General features: G+C 57.9%; 16 protein-coding genes. All 16 read left to right on the top strand.

The window, feature by feature from the left end; genetic code table 11:
* The gene (locus ACV229_RS16090; protein ID WP_448084095.1) at nt 1-972 is read left to right on the top strand and encodes an ROK family protein; all 972 of its coding nucleotides are present in this window, start codon (nt 1-3) and stop codon (nt 970-972) included.
* Nucleotides 973-1,003: 31 nt separating this feature from the next.
* Nucleotides 1,004-1,780 carry an SDR family NAD(P)-dependent oxidoreductase gene (locus ACV229_RS16085; protein WP_448084094.1) on the top strand — a complete coding sequence of 259 codons (777 nt, stop codon included), beginning with the start codon at nt 1,004-1,006 and terminating at the stop codon, nt 1,778-1,780.
* Nucleotides 1,781-1,786: 6 nt separating this feature from the next.
* Nucleotides 1,787-3,280 (top strand): mannitol dehydrogenase family protein, encoded by a 1,494-nt coding sequence (locus ACV229_RS16080; protein WP_448084093.1) that lies wholly within the window; start codon nt 1,787-1,789, stop codon nt 3,278-3,280.
* A gap of 158 nt (nt 3,281-3,438) precedes the next feature.
* A complete protein-coding gene (locus ACV229_RS16075; RefSeq protein WP_448084182.1) occupies nt 3,439-4,377 on the top strand; it encodes an ABC transporter substrate-binding protein in 939 nt (312 codons plus the stop codon).
* Between the two features lie 37 nt (nt 4,378-4,414).
* A complete protein-coding gene (locus ACV229_RS16070) occupies nt 4,415-5,941 on the top strand; it encodes a sugar ABC transporter ATP-binding protein (protein WP_448084092.1) in 1,527 nt (508 codons plus the stop codon).
* An 11-nt stretch (nt 5,942-5,952) separates the two neighbouring features.
* Nucleotides 5,953-6,975, top strand: a complete 1,023-nt coding sequence (locus ACV229_RS16065) for an ABC transporter permease subunit (RefSeq protein WP_448084091.1) — start codon at nt 5,953-5,955, stop codon at nt 6,973-6,975.
* 14 nt (nt 6,976-6,989) lie between these two features.
* Nucleotides 6,990-7,598 (top strand): HAD family hydrolase, encoded by a 609-nt coding sequence (locus ACV229_RS16060; protein WP_448084090.1) that lies wholly within the window; start codon nt 6,990-6,992, stop codon nt 7,596-7,598.
* A 331-nt stretch (nt 7,599-7,929) separates the two neighbouring features.
* The gene (gene tkt, locus ACV229_RS16055) at nt 7,930-9,963 is read left to right on the top strand and encodes a transketolase (protein WP_448084089.1); all 2,034 of its coding nucleotides are present in this window, start codon (nt 7,930-7,932) and stop codon (nt 9,961-9,963) included.
* Nucleotides 9,964-10,119: 156 nt separating this feature from the next.
* A complete protein-coding gene (gene tal / locus ACV229_RS16050) occupies nt 10,120-11,073 on the top strand; it encodes a transaldolase (RefSeq protein ID WP_448084088.1) in 954 nt (317 codons plus the stop codon).
* A 302-nt stretch (nt 11,074-11,375) separates the two neighbouring features.
* Nucleotides 11,376-12,839 (top strand): glucose-6-phosphate dehydrogenase, encoded by a 1,464-nt coding sequence (zwf, locus tag ACV229_RS16045; RefSeq protein WP_448084087.1) that lies wholly within the window; start codon nt 11,376-11,378, stop codon nt 12,837-12,839.
* Nucleotides 12,840-13,591: 752 nt separating this feature from the next.
* Nucleotides 13,592-14,443 carry an amino acid ABC transporter ATP-binding protein gene (locus ACV229_RS16040; RefSeq protein ID WP_448084086.1) on the top strand — a complete coding sequence of 284 codons (852 nt, stop codon included), beginning with the start codon at nt 13,592-13,594 and terminating at the stop codon, nt 14,441-14,443.
* Nucleotides 14,440-15,081 carry an amino acid ABC transporter permease gene (locus ACV229_RS16035; RefSeq protein ID WP_448084085.1) on the top strand — a complete coding sequence of 214 codons (642 nt, stop codon included), beginning with the start codon at nt 14,440-14,442 and terminating at the stop codon, nt 15,079-15,081. The genes ACV229_RS16040 and ACV229_RS16035 overlap by 4 nt, the downstream gene beginning before the upstream one ends.
* A complete protein-coding gene (locus ACV229_RS16030; RefSeq protein WP_448084084.1) occupies nt 15,078-15,740 on the top strand; it encodes an amino acid ABC transporter permease in 663 nt (220 codons plus the stop codon). The genes ACV229_RS16035 and ACV229_RS16030 overlap by 4 nt, the downstream gene beginning before the upstream one ends.
* 30 nt (nt 15,741-15,770) lie before the next feature.
* On the top strand, nt 15,771-16,694 hold the full coding sequence (locus ACV229_RS16025; protein ID WP_448084083.1) for a LysR substrate-binding domain-containing protein: 924 nt from the start codon (nt 15,771-15,773) through the stop codon (nt 16,692-16,694).
* 101 nt (nt 16,695-16,795) lie between these two features.
* On the top strand, nt 16,796-17,608 hold the full coding sequence (locus tag ACV229_RS16020) for a substrate-binding periplasmic protein (protein WP_448084082.1): 813 nt from the start codon (nt 16,796-16,798) through the stop codon (nt 17,606-17,608).
* Nucleotides 17,609-18,048: 440 nt separating this feature from the next.
* Entirely contained in the window at nt 18,049-18,813 is a 765-nt protein-coding gene (locus ACV229_RS16015) for a class II aldolase and adducin N-terminal domain-containing protein (RefSeq protein ID WP_448084081.1), read from the top strand.
* The last annotated feature ends 83 nt before the right edge of the window (nt 18,814-18,896 follow it).

The following is an 18,896-nucleotide window of genomic DNA, read 5'->3' as shown; positions in this document are numbered from 1 at the left end:
ATGATTGAACCGGCAAACAAGTCGTTGGCAGTCGGCCTGGACCTGGGGGGCACTCAGGTTCGTGCAGCACTTGTCGACTGCAACGGCAACGTCATCGAGCGCGCGGCGCAAAACACCGACGTCCTGGGTGGTCCGATTGCCATTCTTCGGCAATTCAGGCAGTTGATCGATACCGTGCGCGGCGAGGTGGCGATTCGTGACCTTGCAGGCATAGGGATTGGCGCTCCCGGGCCCCTCGACACGGTCGAGGGCGTGGTTCTTGGCATTCCGACGTTGCCGGGTTGGGAGCAGCTGCGGTTGCATGACGTGATGTCGCAGGAGTACGGCCTTCCGGTGGTTGTCGAAAACGATGCGAAGGCAGCGGCGGTCGGAGAGTGGAAGTTTGGCGCCGGAAAGGGCTGCACCGACCTCGTATATGTGACGGTCAGCACGGGTATCGGTGGAGGGGTCATTGCCGACGGGAGACTCCTGCAGGGCCGACGGGGAATGGCTGCGCATGTTGGTCACTTCGCGATACTTCCTGGCGGCCCGCAATGCTCGTGCGGCGCGAACGGATGCTTCGAAGCGCTCGCATCTGGCACCGCGCTGGGGCGCGCCGCGCGCCAGGCAGCTCTGGATCATCCGGAGAGTGCACTAGGCGTTCTCGCCAAGAGCCGCGCCGTGACGTCGCGTGACGCAGTCGATGCGGCGAGGAAGGGCGATGCTGTCGCGGTCGAGTTGCTGGAGCAGGAAGCTCACTGGCTAGGGGTTGGCCTGACCGGGCTTATCCACATTTTCAGTCCCGAGCGCGTGGTGCTCGGCGGCGGCGTGTCCCTCGCTTTTGATCTTATCAAGGACGGTATCGACAAGGTAATCCAGAGCACGGCGATGGAGCCATTCAGGGACGTGGTGGTCGCGGCAGCAGCGTTGGGTGACAACGCAGGGCTTGTAGGGGCGGCCACACTGGCGTTCAACTCAAGTGAGAAGTTTTGACAGCGCTGTATCCAGGCAGGTAGGAGACGACATGTATCTTCAGAAATTGCGCCTTGACGACCGCGTCGCGGTTGTGACGGGCGGCGCGAGCGGTATTGGCCTCGCATGCGTGGAGGCGCTCGCCGAGGCGGGTGCGAAGGTGGTCATCGTTGACGCGAGTCCGGACAATCTCGCCCAGGCGTCCAAGCTTGTTTCCGGCACGTTAGCTGACCGGATTTCGCTGGAACAGCTCAATGTTACGCACCCGGACAAAGTCAACGAATTGGCCGATGCGATCCGGAAGAAATTCGGACGCGTCGACGTCCTTGTCAACTGCGCGGGAATCGGGCGCCAGACGTCGGCGGAGTCGATCACTGACGACGAATGGCGGCTCGTCATGGATGTCAACGTGAATGGCGTCTTCTGGTGCGCGCGCGCCTTCGGCGCAATCATGCTCGAGCAGGGTGGCGGGTCGATTGTCAATGTCGGCTCGATGGCTGGCGAAATCGTCGTCCGGCCGCAGGACAACGTCCACTACAACGCTTCGAAAGCTGCCGTCCATCATATGACCCGCTCTTTGGCGGCCGAGTGGGCGAAGCGCAAGGTGCGCGTGAATGCCGTGGCGCCGGGATTCATTGAGACGCCCATGAATGCATTTGCCTTGAAGTCCGATGTCGAAACCACTCAGATGTGGCTCTCGAACACACCAATGGGGCGCGTTGGACAGACTGATGAGATCGCATCGATCGTTCACTTCCTTGCATCGGATGCGTCGAGTCTGATGACCGGCGCGATCGTTGTTGCCGACGGCGGATACACTCTTTGGTAATCCAAAATGAATCAGCAAACGCTTGAACTTCGCCCGCTCTCTGCCGAGGTCCTGGCTGCGCTTCCGGCTTCGGTTGCCGTGCCGGAATACGATCGCTCGAAGGTTAGCGCAGGAATCGCCCATATCGGCGTCGGCAACTTCCATCGTGCACATGAGGCCCTGTACGTGGATCGCTGCCTGCATCTGCCCAGCCATGAAAGCTGGGGCATTTGTGGCATTAGCCTTGGTGCAGGCGCCGAAGCCAGAAGTAAGGCGGATGCACTTCGCAAGCAGGACGGTCTCTACACGCTGACGGAATATGCGCCTGATGGTGAAGTCCGATGCCGGGTCATCGGATCGCTTGTCGAGTACATGCTCGCGCCCGCCGATCCGGAGGCTGTTTTGGCCAAGCTCGCTGATCCGGCGATCCGAATCGTTTCGCTGACGATTACCGAAGGCGGTTACAACTTCGATGAGACTACCGGCGAGTTTTTGCTGAGCACGCCCGATGTCGCGCATGATCTGACCGCATCGACGCCGCGGACAGTGTTTGGCTACATCGTCGCCGCACTCAAGCGCAGGCGCGACGCGGGTCTGAAAGCCTTCACCGTGGTTTCCTGCGACAACCTTCGGCAGAACGGCAATACGACCAAGCGAGCCATTCTGAGTTTCGCGGCGGCGGTTGACAAGGACCTCGCGGAATGGATTGCGGCGAACGCAACGTTTCCCAACAGTATGGTCGACCGGATCGCGCCTCAGGTATCGGAGGCGGTCAAGGCCCGAGCGAACGCCGGCTCAGGCATTGAGGATGCATCGCCCGTTGTGGCGGAGACGTTTACGCAATGGGTCATCGAGGACAAGTTCGCAGATGGTCGCCCGGACTTCCCGTCGGTTGGCGTCGAAATGCGACACGACGTCGAGGCCTATGAAGCAGTGAAAGGTCGGATGCTCAACGCATCTCACATGCTCCTTTCATATCCGGCTGTCCTTCTCGGTTATCGGCTTGTCCATGAAGCGATGGTAGATGCCGACATCGTGGCGTTGCTTTCGACGTTCATGGAAAAGGATGCGATTCCCGTCATTGATGGTCCGTCGGGCCTCAGTCTGAGCGGATACCGGGATCTCACCATCGAGCGATTCAGCAATCCGGCAGTTGCTGACCAACTGCTCCGTGTCGCACACAATGGTGCCGCAAAGATCCCGGTTTTTCACACGAAGACAATCCAGGCGCTGCTGGACAAGGGTCGCGACGTCCGGCGTGAGGCACTGCTGCTGGCAGGTTTTCGCCGATATCTCGATGGAGTTGACGACTTCGGCGCAGCGTTTGATGTGGACGAAGGGAAATTGACTCCCGAGGACTGGCAGATCATCAAGGAAGGAGGGCGACTCGGGGTGCTTCATATCTCGCCATTTTCGTCGCTGCGGTTGTACGAAAACCCCCAGTTCGTCAACGCGTTCCTTGAACTGTCTTCGTTGTTCGAAGTCGGGCAGGCTCGGCAGGCAATCCAGCAGGTGATCTGATCACCCTGCATCGGCCCACATGGCGGGCAGTACTGCTCGCCATGTCCGGATTTCGTCTTGCACGATCTGAAATAGAAAAGAAGTAAAGCAGTGCCGTTCAGCTCATATGCAAGGAGCAGGACCGGTCACGTCCGTAACCCTGGAGGAAGACAATGTATATGCGTTATCGCAAAGCCGTCGTTGCGGCAATGGCACTGGCTGTCTGCGCATCGACCGCGCACGCGCGTCCGCTGAAATCGATTGGCATTGCCGTGGGCGACCTGGCCAATCCGTTCTTTATTGCCATGGAACGTGGAGCGAAAGATGCAGCCGCGAAAATCGGTGGCTCCGACATCAAGGTAACGCTCGTGTCGAGCAAGTATGACCTGAACACTCAGGTCGGACAGATCGAGAACTTCGTTGCCAACAAAGTCGACCTGATTCTCGTCAACGCTGTTGACCCGAATGGAATTGCACCAGCGCTGAAGAAGGCCCGCGATGCCGGAATCGTCGTTGTAGCAGTAGATGTCGGGGCCAAGGGCGCGGACGCAACTGTCATGACCGACAACCTGATGGCGGGCGCTACGTCTTGCGAGTATCTGGCGAAACAGCTGGGCGGCAAAGGCAACGTTGTCATCATCAACGGCCCGCCCGTAACGGCCGTTTTCGACCGTGTCAATTCCTGCAAGAAGGTCCTGGCTGGCTACAAGGACATTCGCGTGCTTTCTGATAACCAGAATGCCGGTGGCAGTCGGGACGGGGGCATGAACGTAATGGCGAATCTGCTGACGGCACAGTCCAGAATTGATGGCGTGTTCGCGATTAACGATCCGACTGCGATCGGTGCAGAGCTCGCCATCAAGCAGGCTCATCGTGACGACGTGAAGCTGATCACATCCGTTGACGGTGCGCCGGACGCTCAGGTCGCACTGAAAAACAAGCACAGCATCTTCGCAGCGACTTCCGCTCAAGACCCGTACAAGATGGCCGTTACCGCTGTAACGGTTGGCAATGAGATCCTGAACGGCAAACGCCCGCAGCAACCGGTCACGCTGCTGCCGACCCAGGCCGTCACCAAGGAAAACGTCGCCAGCTATCGCGGCTGGATGAAAAACTAACGTCGCGAATCCTGCTGGAGTGCTGCGAGAGAAGACGATGGACAGTACGACATTTTTTGAGATGAGCGGCATCGAAAAGCGCTTTGGGGCAACCAAGGCGCTGCGCGGCGTGCAGCTTAAGGTCCGTAGCCACGAGATTCATGCGGTCATGGGCGAGAATGGTGCCGGCAAGAGCACCCTGATGAAGATCCTTTCGGGCGTCTATAGGCCAGACGCTGGCGAGATCCTCCTTGATGGCAAACCCATTGTTCTCCGGTCTCCAGCAGACGCCCAGGCCATGGGGATCAACCTGATTTATCAGGAGCTGAGTGTCGCCCCCAACATGACGGTCGCGCAAAATGTCTTCATGGGTCATATCCCGAGGAGACGTTTCGGGATGGTCGACGAACGACAGATGAACTCGCGTACATCGGCGATTCTCGATACGCTCGGGGCACCTTTCGACGCGACGACATTGGTCGGAACGCTTTCGATTGCTGAGCGCCAACAGGTTGAAATTGCGCGTGCGCTTGTTCACGAGAGCCGCATTCTGATTATGGATGAGCCGACGGCGGCGCTCTCCGATCGCGAGACAGAGCGCCTGTTTGAGCTCGTCGAGAACTTGCGGGATCGTGGCATCGCCATCCTCTACATCAGTCATCGCATGGCCGAGGTTGAGCGACTCGCCAATCGTGTCACGGTCCTGCGCGACGGTGGTTATGTTGGCGAGCTTGACCATCACGAACTCGATCCGCAAAGGATCGTGCAGATGATGGTTGGTCGTCCTGCAGACGATTTTTACCAGCACGAGCGAAGAGCAACGCGAGGCGAAGTTCGCCTGTCAGTACGTGGTATTTCGGGAGGCAAAGTGGCGCCTTGCTCCCTCGACCTGCATGCAGGCGAAGTGACCGGCCTCGGGGGCCTTGTGGGCGCGGGTAGAACAGAGCTCGCGCGACTGATCTTCGGGGCGGATCGCAAACAGGCGGGGCAGATCTATCTGGATGGCGAAGAGTTGCAGATAAAGTCGCCGAGTGACGCCATACGGGCAGGTATTGCCTACTTGCCGGAGGACCGAAAGCAACTGGGACTCTTTCTGCAGTTGCCTGTTCTCGAGAACGCGATGATGAACGTCCTCGATCGCCATACACGGAGTGGAGTTGTCAAGCATCAGCTTCTGACCCGACACACCGTCGAGGCAATCGAAAAACTGAATATCAAGGTTTCCGGGCCCTCCGGCATTGTCGGTGGTCTTTCGGGCGGGAACCAGCAGAAGGTATTGCTGGCGCGCTGGCTGGAGATTGGTCCGAAGGTACTCATCCTGGATGAACCGACGCGCGGCGTCGACATCGGCGCGAAGAGCGAGATCTACAAGATCATTCACCAGCTTGCGGACGCCGGCGTCGCCATTCTGTGCATCTCGAGTGAGCTGCCGGAACTAATCGGCATATGCGACCGGATCCTTGTGATGCGTGAAGGAACGCTGGCGGGAGAACTCACCGGTGATGCCATTTCGCAGGAAGGGGTTATGTCACTGGCGACACACGCAGCAAATGCTTTTACCGGCCCAGCCTCAATGGCGGCCTGACAGGAGTGGAAATGAACGCAACAACGACGCCGAACATCGAGCGCGCGACGAAAAACGGCCGTGCAGGAAGCAAGCTCCTCAGTGGGCTCGGTATGCTGCCGGTTCTGATCGTCTTGTATCTGTGCATGTACGGGCTGACGGTCTGGTTTGGCGGAAGTTCTGGATCGAACTTCGCAACGACCGCCAATACGATGAACATTCTTCGGCAGGTATCGATCAACATCGTACTTGCGTCGGGAATGACCTTCGTGATCCTGACTGGGGGTATCGATCTCTCTGTTGGGTCGATTCTCGCAGTTTCAGCCGTGCTCGGGATGTTGACGTCTCTGTCGCCGGAATTTGCGTCGATGTCAATCCCCGTGTTTCTCTTGGTTGGCGCGGGCCTTGGCCTTGCAAACGGATTGCTGATTGCGTTTGTCGGCCTAAATCCGTTTGTGGTTACCTTGGGAACAATGACGGCTCTTCGCGGCGCAGCCTACCTGCTTGCCGACGGCACAAGCGTGCTCAACCAGGACATTCCCAGTTTTGAATGGATGGGAAATGGCGATTTTCTGTCCATTCCGTGGCTCATCTGGTTGGCGGCCGCCGTGGTGTTTCTGAGCTGGTTCATTTTGCGGAAGACCGTCATCGGCATGCAGATTTATGCCGTTGGCGGAAATACACACGCGGCACGGCTTACCGGGATCAAGGTTGGTCTGATCCTGACGTTTGTCTACACGATCAGTGGCCTCTTCTCCGGGCTTGGCGGAGCGATGTCTGCGAGCCGCCTCTACGCAGCCAACGGCAACTGGGGTACCGGATACGAACTCGATGCCGTCGCAGCCGTGGTGCTGGGGGGAACGAGTCTTCTCGGCGGGATAGGGTCGGTGCGTGGCACGGTGGTCGGCGCGTTGATCATCGGTGTGATGAACAACGGACTGACGATCCTCGGACTGTCATCCTTCTGGCAGTACGTCGCAAAAGGCGCCGTCATTTTGCTTGCCGTCATGCTCGACAAATGGCGGCAGGGTTCGGGCGCCGGAGCGGTCAACTAGTGTCAGGTGCAAGAATGGAACTGGACAAATCGGTGGTCGACGGGATCGACGCCCTGATCTTTGATTGCGACAACACACTCGCACACACGGCTCCACTGCATTTTGCCTGCCTGCGCGAAGTGCTTGCATCGCATGGTCACGTAATCGAGGAAGCCTGGTATGCCGAGCGTGTCGGCCTGTCCGGTGGCGACCTGATGGCCGCGATTGCACTCCGGGACGGCAAAGCGCCCGATTGGCCCGCCGTAGCGTCCGAATTGCCTGCTCTCTATCGGCGCCTTATCGGCGGGGTCGATGAAGTGGCGCATGTCACCGCGGTCGTTCGTTATTACCAGGGGCGGTTACCTATGGCGGTCGCTTCGGGTTCGACAGGATCGTTGGTTCGCGCGACGCTTGGGGCCATTGGGCTTTTCGACGCCTTCGACGCGGTTGTCACGCTGGATGATGTGGGCGTGGGAAAGCCGGAACCGGATCTGTTCGTGGCTGCAGCCAGTCGACTCGAGGTCGAACCGGCGCGGTGCCTGGTCTTCGAAGACAGTCAGGAGGGTTTCGAAGCCGCTCGAAGGGCGGGCATGAGAGTGCTCGACGTGGCGACGATGTCTCCCCCAGCGAGCCGATCCAAATAGTGCTCGGAACGCCTGGCACAGTCGGTTCCATGCTTTCCAACGCCCGCCTGACGAACACGCAGGAGTTGGAACGAGCGGGCCGGACGTCCAGTGCCTGGCAGCCGGCCAATGTAGGGAACACCGTTCGGGGACTGGACATGAGGAATCGAACTCGGCGAATAGTCGGTCTCGAGCCAGACTGACCGATTCCCGACCGAGGCTGGGACGTGGTGCGCCAGTCATGAGTCACAGCAACGGCGTGCGGTTTCCATACTGTGACGAAGTCTCGCGATACGGGCGTCGACTGAGTCAGGACTTTATTTTCAGCTTTCCAAACTTGAGACCCTGAACAATGAAAGTAGCCGACAGCTCCACCACCCTGATGGCCAACGCGATCCGCGCGCTCGCGATGGATGCCGTCCAGCAAGCGAACTCCGGCCACCCCGGCATGCCGATGGGCATGGCCGAAATCGGCGTCGCGCTCTGGTCGCGCCACCTCAAGCACAATCCGGCGAACCCGCACTGGGCGGACCGCGACCGCTTCGTGCTGTCGAACGGCCATGGCTCGATGCTGCTGTACGCGCTGCTGCACCTGACCGGCTACGACCTGCCGATGGAAGAGCTGAAGCACTTCCGCCAGATGCACTCGAAGACGCCGGGCCACCCGGAATACGGGATCACGCCGGGCGTCGAGACGACCACCGGCCCGCTCGGCCAGGGCCTCGCGAACGCGGTCGGCATGGCGCTCGGCGAAGCGCTGATGGCCGACGAGTTCAACCGTGACGGCGCGAAGATCGTCGATCACCACACGTACGTGTTCCTCGGCGACGGCTGCCTGATGGAAGGCATCTCGCACGAGGCCTGCTCGCTGGCCGGCACGCTGAAGCTGAACAAGCTGATCGCGCTGTACGACGACAACGGCATCTCGATCGACGGCGATGTCGTCAACTGGTTCCACGACGACACGCCGAAGCGTTTCGAGGCGTACGGCTGGAACGTGATCCCGAACGTGAACGGTCATGACGTCGACGCAGTCGATGCGGCGATCGCGAAGGCGAAGCTTTCGGACAAGCCGACGATCATCTGCTGCAAGACGGTGATCGGCCAGGGCGCGGCGACGAAGGCGGGCGGCCACGACGTGCACGGCGCGGCGCTCGGCGCGGAAGAAATCGCGAAGACGCGTGAGGCGCTGGGCTGGAAGTGGGCGCCGTTCGTGATTCCGCAGGAAGTCTACGCGGCGTGGGACGCGAAGGAAGCCGGCACGCGCAGCGAGTCCGACTGGAACGCCGCGTTCGCGCAGTATCGCGCGAAGTATCCGACGGAAGCGGCCGAGTTCGAGCGCCGGATGGCCGGCAAGCTGCCTGCCGACTGGGCGCAGAAGGCCGCGGCGATCGTTGCCGGCGCGAACGAGCGCGCTGAAACGGTCGCGACCCGCAAGGCGTCGCAGCAGGCGATCGAAGGGCTGGCCGCGGCGCTGCCCGAGCTGCTCGGCGGCTCGGCCGACCTGACCGGCTCGAACCTGACCAACTGGAAGGCGTCGAAGGCCGTCCGTGCGAATCCGGAAGGCCCGGGCGTTCAGTGGGGCAACCACATCAACTACGGCGTGCGCGAATTCGGCATGAGCGCCGCGATCAACGGCCTCGCGCTGCACGGCGGCCACAAGCCGTTCGGCGGCACGTTCCTGACGTTCTCCGACTACAGCCGCAACGCGCTGCGCGTCGCCGCGCTGATGAAGGTGCCGTCGATCTTCGTGTTCACGCACGATTCGATCGGCCTCGGCGAGGACGGCCCGACGCACCAGTCGATCGAGCACGTGTCGAGCCTGCGCCTGATCCCGAACCACGACGTGTGGCGTCCGGCCGACACGGTCGAGACGGCCGTTGCATGGACCCACGCGGTCGCCGCGGATCGTCCGTCGAGCCTGATCTTCAGCCGCCAGAACCTCGCGTTCAACCCGCGCACCGATGCGCAGATCGCGAACATCGAGAAGGGCGGCTACGTGCTGAAGGACTGGGACGAGGAAATCGTCGCGCGCAAGATCATCCTGATCGCGACGGGCTCGGAAGTCGAACTCGCGATGAAGGCCGTCGAGCCGCTCGCGCAGCAGGGCGTCGCAGCGCGCGTCGTGTCGATGCCGGCGACGACGGTGTTCGACCGCCAGGACGCCGAGTACCGCGAGCGCGTGCTGCCGCACGGCGTGCGCCGCGTCGCGATCGAAGCGGGCGTGACGAGCTTCTGGCACAAGTACGTCGGCCTCGAGGGCGGCGTGGTCGGGATCGACACGTTCGGCGAATCGGCGCCGGCCGGCGTGCTGTTCAAGCACTTCGGCCTCACAGTCGAGCATGTGGTCGGGGCGGCGGAAGCGGCCACATTCACGGGAGAATGACGTCGACTTCCCGAGCTACCGGACGGGGAGCTTATGCCCGATGATAGCTGTCCGGCGGATCGCCGACCATACCATCCGCGAAAACGAGGCGGAGGTGAGTCTCGGTCGACATGATGAGCAGTCTTACTAGCGGCGCCGAAGCGCCAGTTAACTGAAATGACCAATACTCTCGATCAGCTGAAGCAATATACGACCGTTGTAGCCGACACCGGCGATTTCCAGCAACTTGCGCAGTACAAGCCGCGGGACGCCACCACGAATCCGTCGCTCATCCTGAAGGCGGTACAAAAGGATGCCTACCGACCGCTGCTTGAGAAATGCGTGCGCGACAGCAAGGATAAGACCACCGGGGCGATTATTGACAACCTGCTCATCACGTTTGGCTGCGAAATCCTGAAGATCATTCCCGGCCGGGTATCGACCGAAGTCGATGCGCGCCTCTCGTTTGACACGAAGGGCTCGATCGAAAAAGGACACGAACTCATCACGCTTTACGAAGCAGCTGGGATTGACCGCGAACGTGTACTGATCAAACTCGCGTCCACTTGGGAAGGCATTCGGGCCGCCGAAGCACTGCAGAAGGAAGGCGTAAATTGCAACATGACGCTGCTGTTCTCAACAGTGCAGGCGGCCGCCTGTGCTGAAGCCGGCGCCAAACTGATCTCACCGTTCGTTGGCCGCATCTACGACTGGTACAAACGGCAGGCTGGTAGTGATTGGGATGAAGTGAAAAGCGGTGGCGAGAATGATCCCGGTGTGCAGTCGGTGCGTCGCATTTACGCGTACTACAAGAAGTTTGGCTATCAGACTGAAGTGATGGGAGCGAGCTTCCGCACGGTCAGCCAGATTCTCGAACTCGCTGGGTGCGACCTGCTGACAATCAGCCCGGACCTACTGCAAAAGCTCCGCGACAGTACTGACACCGTTGAGCGGAAACTCACGCCCGACATGGCGTCGCATGAAATTCTCGAGCGCGTCGCAGTCGATGAGCCAGCATTCCGCTATCAACTCAACGACGACGCAATGGCGACTGAGAAGCTTGCCGAGGGCATTCGCGCATTCGCGGCTGATGCTATCAAGCTCGAAAAACTCGTCGACGAATTGCGTTGAATCACGCAACCGGCGTCCAATCGTTACTGTCGAAAGGGAAGCTGGTTGGATGCTACCTCTCATCTCCTGGGGTGAATGCGCTGCGAGAGGCGTAGTTTTGCGATGCCCGAGAGGGCATCGTTTTTTTTTGTGGAGAGCGGTCTGATTGGCGAGAGACGCATATAACCGGAACAAGAAGTTTCGGCGGATCTATTGACCATCCCGAGAATGTCGAGCAGTTGTGGCTTTGCTTCGCTTTTCATCGGATGCCAGCGGCCGGTTGTCTTCACATCTAACGCACAAACCTTCGTGTGACTATTTGAATGTTCACTGAAATGCAATCTGGCTTCACTTTTGTTCTTTTCGGCGGAACTGGCGATCTGGCGATGCGCAAGATCCTGCCAGCACTGTATGAAGCGCACCGTGCAGGAATGCTGGCACCCAGGGGCAAGATCGTCGCCGCTGCGCGACGCGAGGAAGATAGGAATCGCTATCTCCTGTGGGTCAATGAGCATGTGAAGTCACACATTGCGAAGAGCGGCATCGACGAAAGTGCATGGTCGAGTTTTCTCGAGCGCATCGAGTACGTGAAGCTCGATCTCGGCAAGCCCGAAGACTTCGTGATGCTGCGCGATGCGATGCGAGATCTGCCGGGCACGCGAGTATTCTATTTGGCGACTGGCCCGTCGCTGTTTGTACCGATTTGCCGCGCGCTTGCGTCCGTGGGACTGAACGAGAACGCGCGCATTGTGCTCGAAAAGCCACTAGGCTACGACCTACGTTCGTCGAACGCGATTAACGATGAAGTAGGCAAAATTTTCGCCGAAGAACAGATCTACCGTATCGACCACTACCTCGGCAAAGAGCCCGTGCAGAACCTGCTGGCGTTGCGCTTCGGCAATGCGCTCTTTGAGCCACTGTGGCGCCGGGAGTGGGTCGAGAGCATCCAGATAACGATTGCCGAAGAACTCGGCGTGGAAGCCCGCGGCGGCTTCTACGACAATACGGGTGCGCTGCGCGACATGGTTCAGAACCATCTTCTGCAGTTGCTTTCGATTGTCGCGATGGAACCACCGCATTCGATGGATTCCGATTCTGTTCGCGATGAAAAGCTTCGGGTGCTGCGTGCGCTGAAGCCGATCGAACGGCACGACATCAGGAAGGTCGCCGTACGTGGTCAATATCATGCGGGCGTCATTCGCGGGGCGTCGGTGCCTGCGTATGCGACTGAGCTTGGCGTGAACCCGGACAGCGCAACGGAAACCTTCGTCGCGCTGAAGGTCGAGATCGAGAACTGGCGTTGGGCGGGTGTGCCGTTCTTCTTGCGCACGGGCAAGCGGCTGGCTGATCGCGTTGCGGAAATCGTCGTGAACTTTCGTCCGGTGCCCCATTCGGCGCTAGGTGCGTCGGCCTTGCGTCCGGGGGCGAACCGTCTCGTGATTCGGCTGCAGCCGAACGAAACGATCCGTCTGTATTGCCTCGCGAAGAAACCGGGGGAAGGAATGAATTTGTCGGGCGTGCATCTCGATCTCGCATTCGACCAATTCTTCAAGGATGGTCAGATGGAGGCGTACCAGCGCCTGCTGCTCGACGTGATCAACGGACGCCTCGCGCTGTTTGTGCGCCGCGATGAGCAGGAAGCGGCATGGCGCTGGGTTGAGCCGATCCTCAATGAATGGGCCGCTTCGGGCAAGCCGAAGCCTTATGCGGCAGGGACGTGGGGGCCCGCAGCAGCGAGTGCGATGCTGGCGCAGCACGGCACTTTCTGGCTGGAGGAAGAAAACTGACGAAGGTCGAAGGTATTGCAATCTCGACGTGCCATCGGTCCGTGAAGTCTTCGGACCGTCGGCCGTCCATATGTGCATCACCGTTCGCTCTGCAGCATGAGGCCAGTTCGAATAGATGAGCTGCCTAACCTTTGGATCGTCGACATTCAATTTGGGCATCGCGACAAACCAAGTCGCGTTTGCCGGCGGACCGGTCGCCGCGCACAAGTGTAGACACGCCTTTCACATCACAATCCCACAGCTGGCAACGACTACGCCGCGGAGTTGAGGGCGTCGCTTCCCTTGCTCTCTTCGCAGCTTGCGGCGCTGACGCCTGGCACCAGCGTGTCCTTCGTGTAGAGGCCCCAGAAACGGCCTGCAAATTCCAATGCAAGGCACCAGCACACACTTGTGCGTTCCGATAATCGAAACTTCGTACCAATTTTAGTCGCGGTGACGTCTGAATGTCAATCGGTAGAAAAGTGCTACTCACGAAAAATTGATGATGCTAGGATCTATATATCCGAAACAATATTCTGATTTACGGAATGGCGCGGGGTATGAAGTATTTGCGAACTACATCACTGATCCCGGCGCTGCGTGAGCACGCGAACCTCTTCTTGCCCAGGCGTAACGCATGCGCGCCCGTGTGCGCGAACCCCAGTGCACCCAGCAGCGCCAGCTGCAGTGGGACGGCACGCCAGGGCGATGGGGCGCGGCATCTGACACCTCGTAATCGGGGTGCGCAGGCCACGGATTTATGAGGACACCAGATGAATGGCGACCTGACCACGGCACGTATGGGAAAACCTTCCTCAGCAGCTAACCTCAACGAAGGTCGGGTTTCACCGGAACCAAATATTCCTGAGACGGAATTTATAGTTCGTCTGAAGAATATCGACGTCCGATACCCGGGGCATCACGCGATCAAGAACGTCACACTCGATATTGCAAAGGGCGAAGTCGTTGCAATCGTTGGACCAAGTGGAGCAGGCAAGAGTACGTTGTTGCGCACCATCAATATGCTCGAGCAGCCTTCCTCGGGCACGCTCCGAGTCGGTGCTTTCAATTTTTCGCTTGATCATGCGCTCACTTCCGACCAGCTTCTACAGCTTCGTCGCGCAACGGGCATGGTTTTTCAATCATTCAATCTTTTCCCGCACATGACGGTGCGGAGAAATATTTCCCTTCCGCAAATGCGAGTGCTCGGTCGTTCGCGAATTCAGGCGGAGCAGCGTACCGAGGCGCTTCTTGAGCGAGTCCATCTCGCAAACAAAGCAGATTCCTATCCCGCAATGCTGTCCGGGGGTCAACAACAACGTATCGCGATTGCCCGCGCTTTGGCACTGGATCCAAGTGTGATGCTGTTTGATGAACCGACCTCGGCACTTGATCCGGAACTCGGATTGGAGGTATTGCAAGTGATGCGTGAACTGGCGGAAGACGGGATGACCATGATCGTCGTAACCCACGAGATCCATTTCGCCGCTGAGGTCGCGGATCGCATTGTCGTGATGGCGGACGGTGAAATTATCGAACAAGGCCCGCCTCAAGAGGTCTTGCGGAATCCATCTTCGCCACGTACCAAAAAGTTCTTCAGGGCAATCTTGGAGCGCAGCTCGTGATCGACATCCTCCTTCAGTTGCTCAAAGGGGTTCCGACCACCATTGGAATCACTTTAGGCTCCTTCAGCATCGGGGCTATCGGAGCGATTCCATTGGTGTTGATGCGTCGATCAAAATTGACGACTCCTCGTCTGCTGGCTCGAATGTATATCGATGTCGCGCGAGGGATTCCACCCCTTGTGTGGCTCTTCGTCATATTTTTTGGCGTCGGCACCGGTTTTGTCACGTTGAACTCGCTCGAAGCGTCCCTGATTGGATTGGGGATGGTTTCGGCCGCCTACCTGGCCGAGATTTATCGTGGTGGTTTTCTTGCGCTACCGCGAGGTCAACTTGGGGCAGGGACGGCGTTGGGGATGACTCAGTTCGATATCCTGCGCTTTGTCACGGCCCCGCAAGTTCTTCGCGTTTCGATCCCCCCGATGGCGACGTTTCTCGTGGGTCTTCTCAAGGATAGTGCAGTCGTATCGACCATCGGCGTGCGAGACACGATGATGTTTGCATCACAGCAAGCTCAAGCCACTGCCGGTGGATTTGCGCCGTTCATCATCGCCGCAGGTCTCTACATATTGATGTCCATTCCCGTAGCTTTCGTATCGCGGAAAATGGACGCAAAGCTGCGCGGGAGAATTTCACAATGATGCAAATGCTTTCTAGTTGGATCGAGTGGGCGCCAGGTCTGACAAAAGGTCTAATCATAAGCCTGAAGATGACAGGAATTGTCGCTCTGCTAGGGTTTCCTTTGGGACTCGTACTTGCGCTCCTTGCGTCCGCGAAAACTCGCGCTCTGCGATACATCTCTGTCGTACTTGTTGAGATTGGACGCGGGGCGCCTGCACTCGTGGTACTCCAAATGGTGTACTACGGGCTGCCGTCAGTCGGCTTGAATGTTGCCGCGTTCACGTCTGGTGCTATCGCGCTGTCATTGACGACTGGTGCATATACAAGTGAGATTCTTAGGGCGGGACTTAATGCTGTTCCAAAAGGAGAAATCGAGGCAGGACGTGCACTCGGGATGACCTATCCGGACGTCATGCGCTTTGTCGTTGTCCCACAAGGTCTCCTGGTTGCAGTTCCAGCCATGATGGGCTTCGCAATCCTGGTTTTCCAGATGACTGCGCTCACTTTTACGGTCTCGGTTACGGAGTTGCTTGCGCATGCGTACGAAATCGGCGCTGCATCATTTCGCTACTTCGACGTGTTGCTTCTCGCGGGGATTTTATACCTAGTGATTGTTATTCCTTTCGGGTGGATCGTCGAAAGAACGGAACGTCGTTTAAACAAGCATTTTGGTCAATAGGGTGTACTGCATGTTTGTCTGGAGTTTGTGATGGCGCAATCAAGAATTCCGCGAATCGAGCTGCTCCGATCCTTCAAGGCGGTTGTTGAGAGCAGGAATTTTTCGGCCGCGGCGGTCAATCTCAACGTCACTCAATCGGCAGTCAGTCACCGTATCAAACGCCTAGAAGACGAGCTTGGGATGGATCTCTTTCGTCGGTCGTCGCATGACGTAGTACTGACGGAAGCTGGTCGACTTCTCTTTCGCGATATTGATACTGCTCTTTCAGTTCTTGAAGCGGTATTTCGCGAGACTGGGCGCTACAAAGAAGCCGAAAGTTTGGAGATCGAGGTAGATCCGGCTTTCGCCACACGATGGCTGTCGGCCCGACTGAGGAAATTTACCGAAAGCCATCCTGCCACGAGGTTGCATATTCACCTCTCGGATAAGCGTGTGGAGTTCGCGGAAAAGACTGAACTAGCTGTTAAGTGGGGGCGAGGTCTCTGGAATGGCTATCGCTGTGAGCAGCTATTGAGTTTGACCTTCACTCCCATGTGTTCGGCAGATTACCTGCGAAGCCACAAACTGCATGATGTTGCCGACTTGCTGGACTGCACGTTGTTGCATGATCGAAATCATGACACGTGGAAATACTGGGCGAGAAGGGCGGGACTAGAGGAAGCGCGTGTCAGTTCTGGTCACGTTATCGCGGACACTGTTCTTCTAGAGCAAACGGCCATCGAAGGTCATGGAATCGCGTTGCACGCCTTGGAGCTTGCTGAAGTTGCAATAGCTCGGGGTGATCTCGTGCGGCCGTTTCCGGAGATTGCGATTCGAAGCCAGGAGTCGTACTACGTAGTCACGCGTTCAGATGCACGTTTAGGTCCAATGGCAAAGTCTTTCGTGTCGTGGCTCCATTCAGAAGCGGGAAGCAGCCTGGGTGATATGACGGTGACTAAAGCCCTGGGAAATTAAGAAACCTATATTGCGAAGATTTTTGCCGCGACATTCTGGCCATTTGGCGGAGTGATTTTTTGTTGTGGCGATCCGTAATGAACTTTTTATTGGAGAGTGAGATGAATGTCAAGAGTGGAGTACTCGCGCTTTCGGTGTTTTCGCTGGTCAATTTTGGTGTCGGTGCTCACGCCGCGGAAACCTGTAAGCCGCAACAGAATTTCTCTGTTATTAAATCGGGTGTTCTAACGGTTGCTCTTACGAATACGCCGCCATATTCGATGGAGAAGAGTGGGGTTTCGGGTATCGACGGTGATATCTTGCAGAAGTTCGCGAAGGATAATTGCCTTTCGATTGAGTATCAAATCTATAGTTATCCGGCAGCCATTTCTGCCGTTCAAACGAATCGCGCAGATGTTGCTCTTGGCGGCTTCTATCGCACTGTCGCGCGGGGGCAAGTTGTTTCTCTCAGCAATGCGGTCTACCTGGATCAAGTGGCTATCGAATCCAAGAAGGGGTATGACACAGTCGACTCGATGAAGGGCAAGCCGGTCGGGACGGTCCAAGGCTACTCCTGGGTCCCCGAACTGAACAATCTCTATGATGGCGCGCGTACCTACCCGAATTCACTAAATCTGGCTCAGGATGTTCAGGCGGGGCGTATCGAAGCAGGTGTCGAGGGTTTTGCTGCCGCAGTATTTTTGAATAAGGGCAACGACATTAAGGTAAAACTGCTTCATCCAGATCCTCGAGTCAAGTCATCTGTGATCGCGACCCAAGTAAGCTTCTTGATGCCGAAAGCTAATCCGTCCCTCACGACGGCAATGAATGCCGCACTTGATTCTTACCGGAAGGATGGGGTCTTGACATCTATTCTCGGACAGTACGGGATTCCTAAATCTGCCGCCGATGTTGGTGAAAACCGGCAGTACTGACGCTGTTCTGATTCATTGGCGCTGGGGGAGGAGAAAGTTGTATGCCGCGGCATCCAGTTCAAATGACTCTCTGGCGCACGCTCCTTGTGCGTTTGCTTCATAGTCCTGAGGGTTGCGTCTTCTTGATTGTTCAGATGGGCACGGGTATCGCATGAACCGAGATGGCGTTGATGTCCCGCAACGACGCCATCAGACTCGTGCCGGAGATGATCGAAGTCGTGCGGCAACGTAAGACGGAATTGCCTCTCTCGAGGTAGAAGCCGCGTACGGTCGCGACGGCCGAACGAGTGAGCCCGATACCGTGAACGGTATCGGGACGGCTCTATCATGACCGCTTGTCATAGTCAGCATGTTGAACTTTTGCTTCCACCGATAGGTAGCGTCGGCAATACTTTCCACGGACGCTTCTAGCGACGACAACCAAACTCAGGGGATTTCACATGACTGCACTTTGCACAGCCACTGCTTCGCACAACGTCAAAGACGAGGTGCAATTGCGCCAAGAACTCGCGGCAGCTTTCCGTCTCGCAGTACGTAACGACTGGCACGAAAGCGTCGCGAACCATTTCAGCCTTGCTGTCTCGCCGGATGGAAAGCGATTCTTGATGAACCCGCGCTGGAAGCATTTCTCGCGAATCAAGGCGTCCGATCTCCTTCTGCTGGATGCAGAAGATCCGACCACCATGGAACGTGAAGATGCACCTGACCCCTCCGCATGGGCAATTCACGGACGCATCCATGCGGCCTGCCCTGAAGCTCGCTGTATCCTGCATGCACACTCTACCTATGGCACGGTGCTTGCCAGTTTGGCCGATCCGGAGATCAAACCGATTGATCAGAACACGGCCCGTTTTTTCAATCGCACGGCAATCGACCTCGAGTTTGGTGGCGTAGCCGATGATGAGGATGAAGCCAACCGGCTCGTGCGAGCCCTCGGCAACAAGAAATCCATGATCATGGGGAACCACGGCGTAATCGTCACGGCAGCAACCGTAGCGGAAGCTTATGACGAGCTGTACTTTCTCGAGAAGTCGTGCAGAACACTCGTACTGGCATACTCGACGAACAAGCCACTGAATGTCATGTCCGACGCGCTTGCGGAAAAGGTGGCCACGGAATGGGGGGACTACCGCGAGATGGCCTTCGCGCACTTTGCAGAAATGCGAGTGATTCTCGATGAGGAAGAGCCGTCCTACGCAGATTAATTAAACCGTCTTCAGCGTGACTCGGTGTGTGACACCGAATATCAGTTTTGTGGGATCGAGGAGGCACTGTGGTGCGAGCACTA

It is taken from the genome of Burkholderia sp. MR1-5-21, from assembly GCF_053427715.1.
The sequence above is the reverse complement of the archived record's forward strand: the minus strand, read 5'-3'. Positions and strand labels throughout refer to the sequence as shown.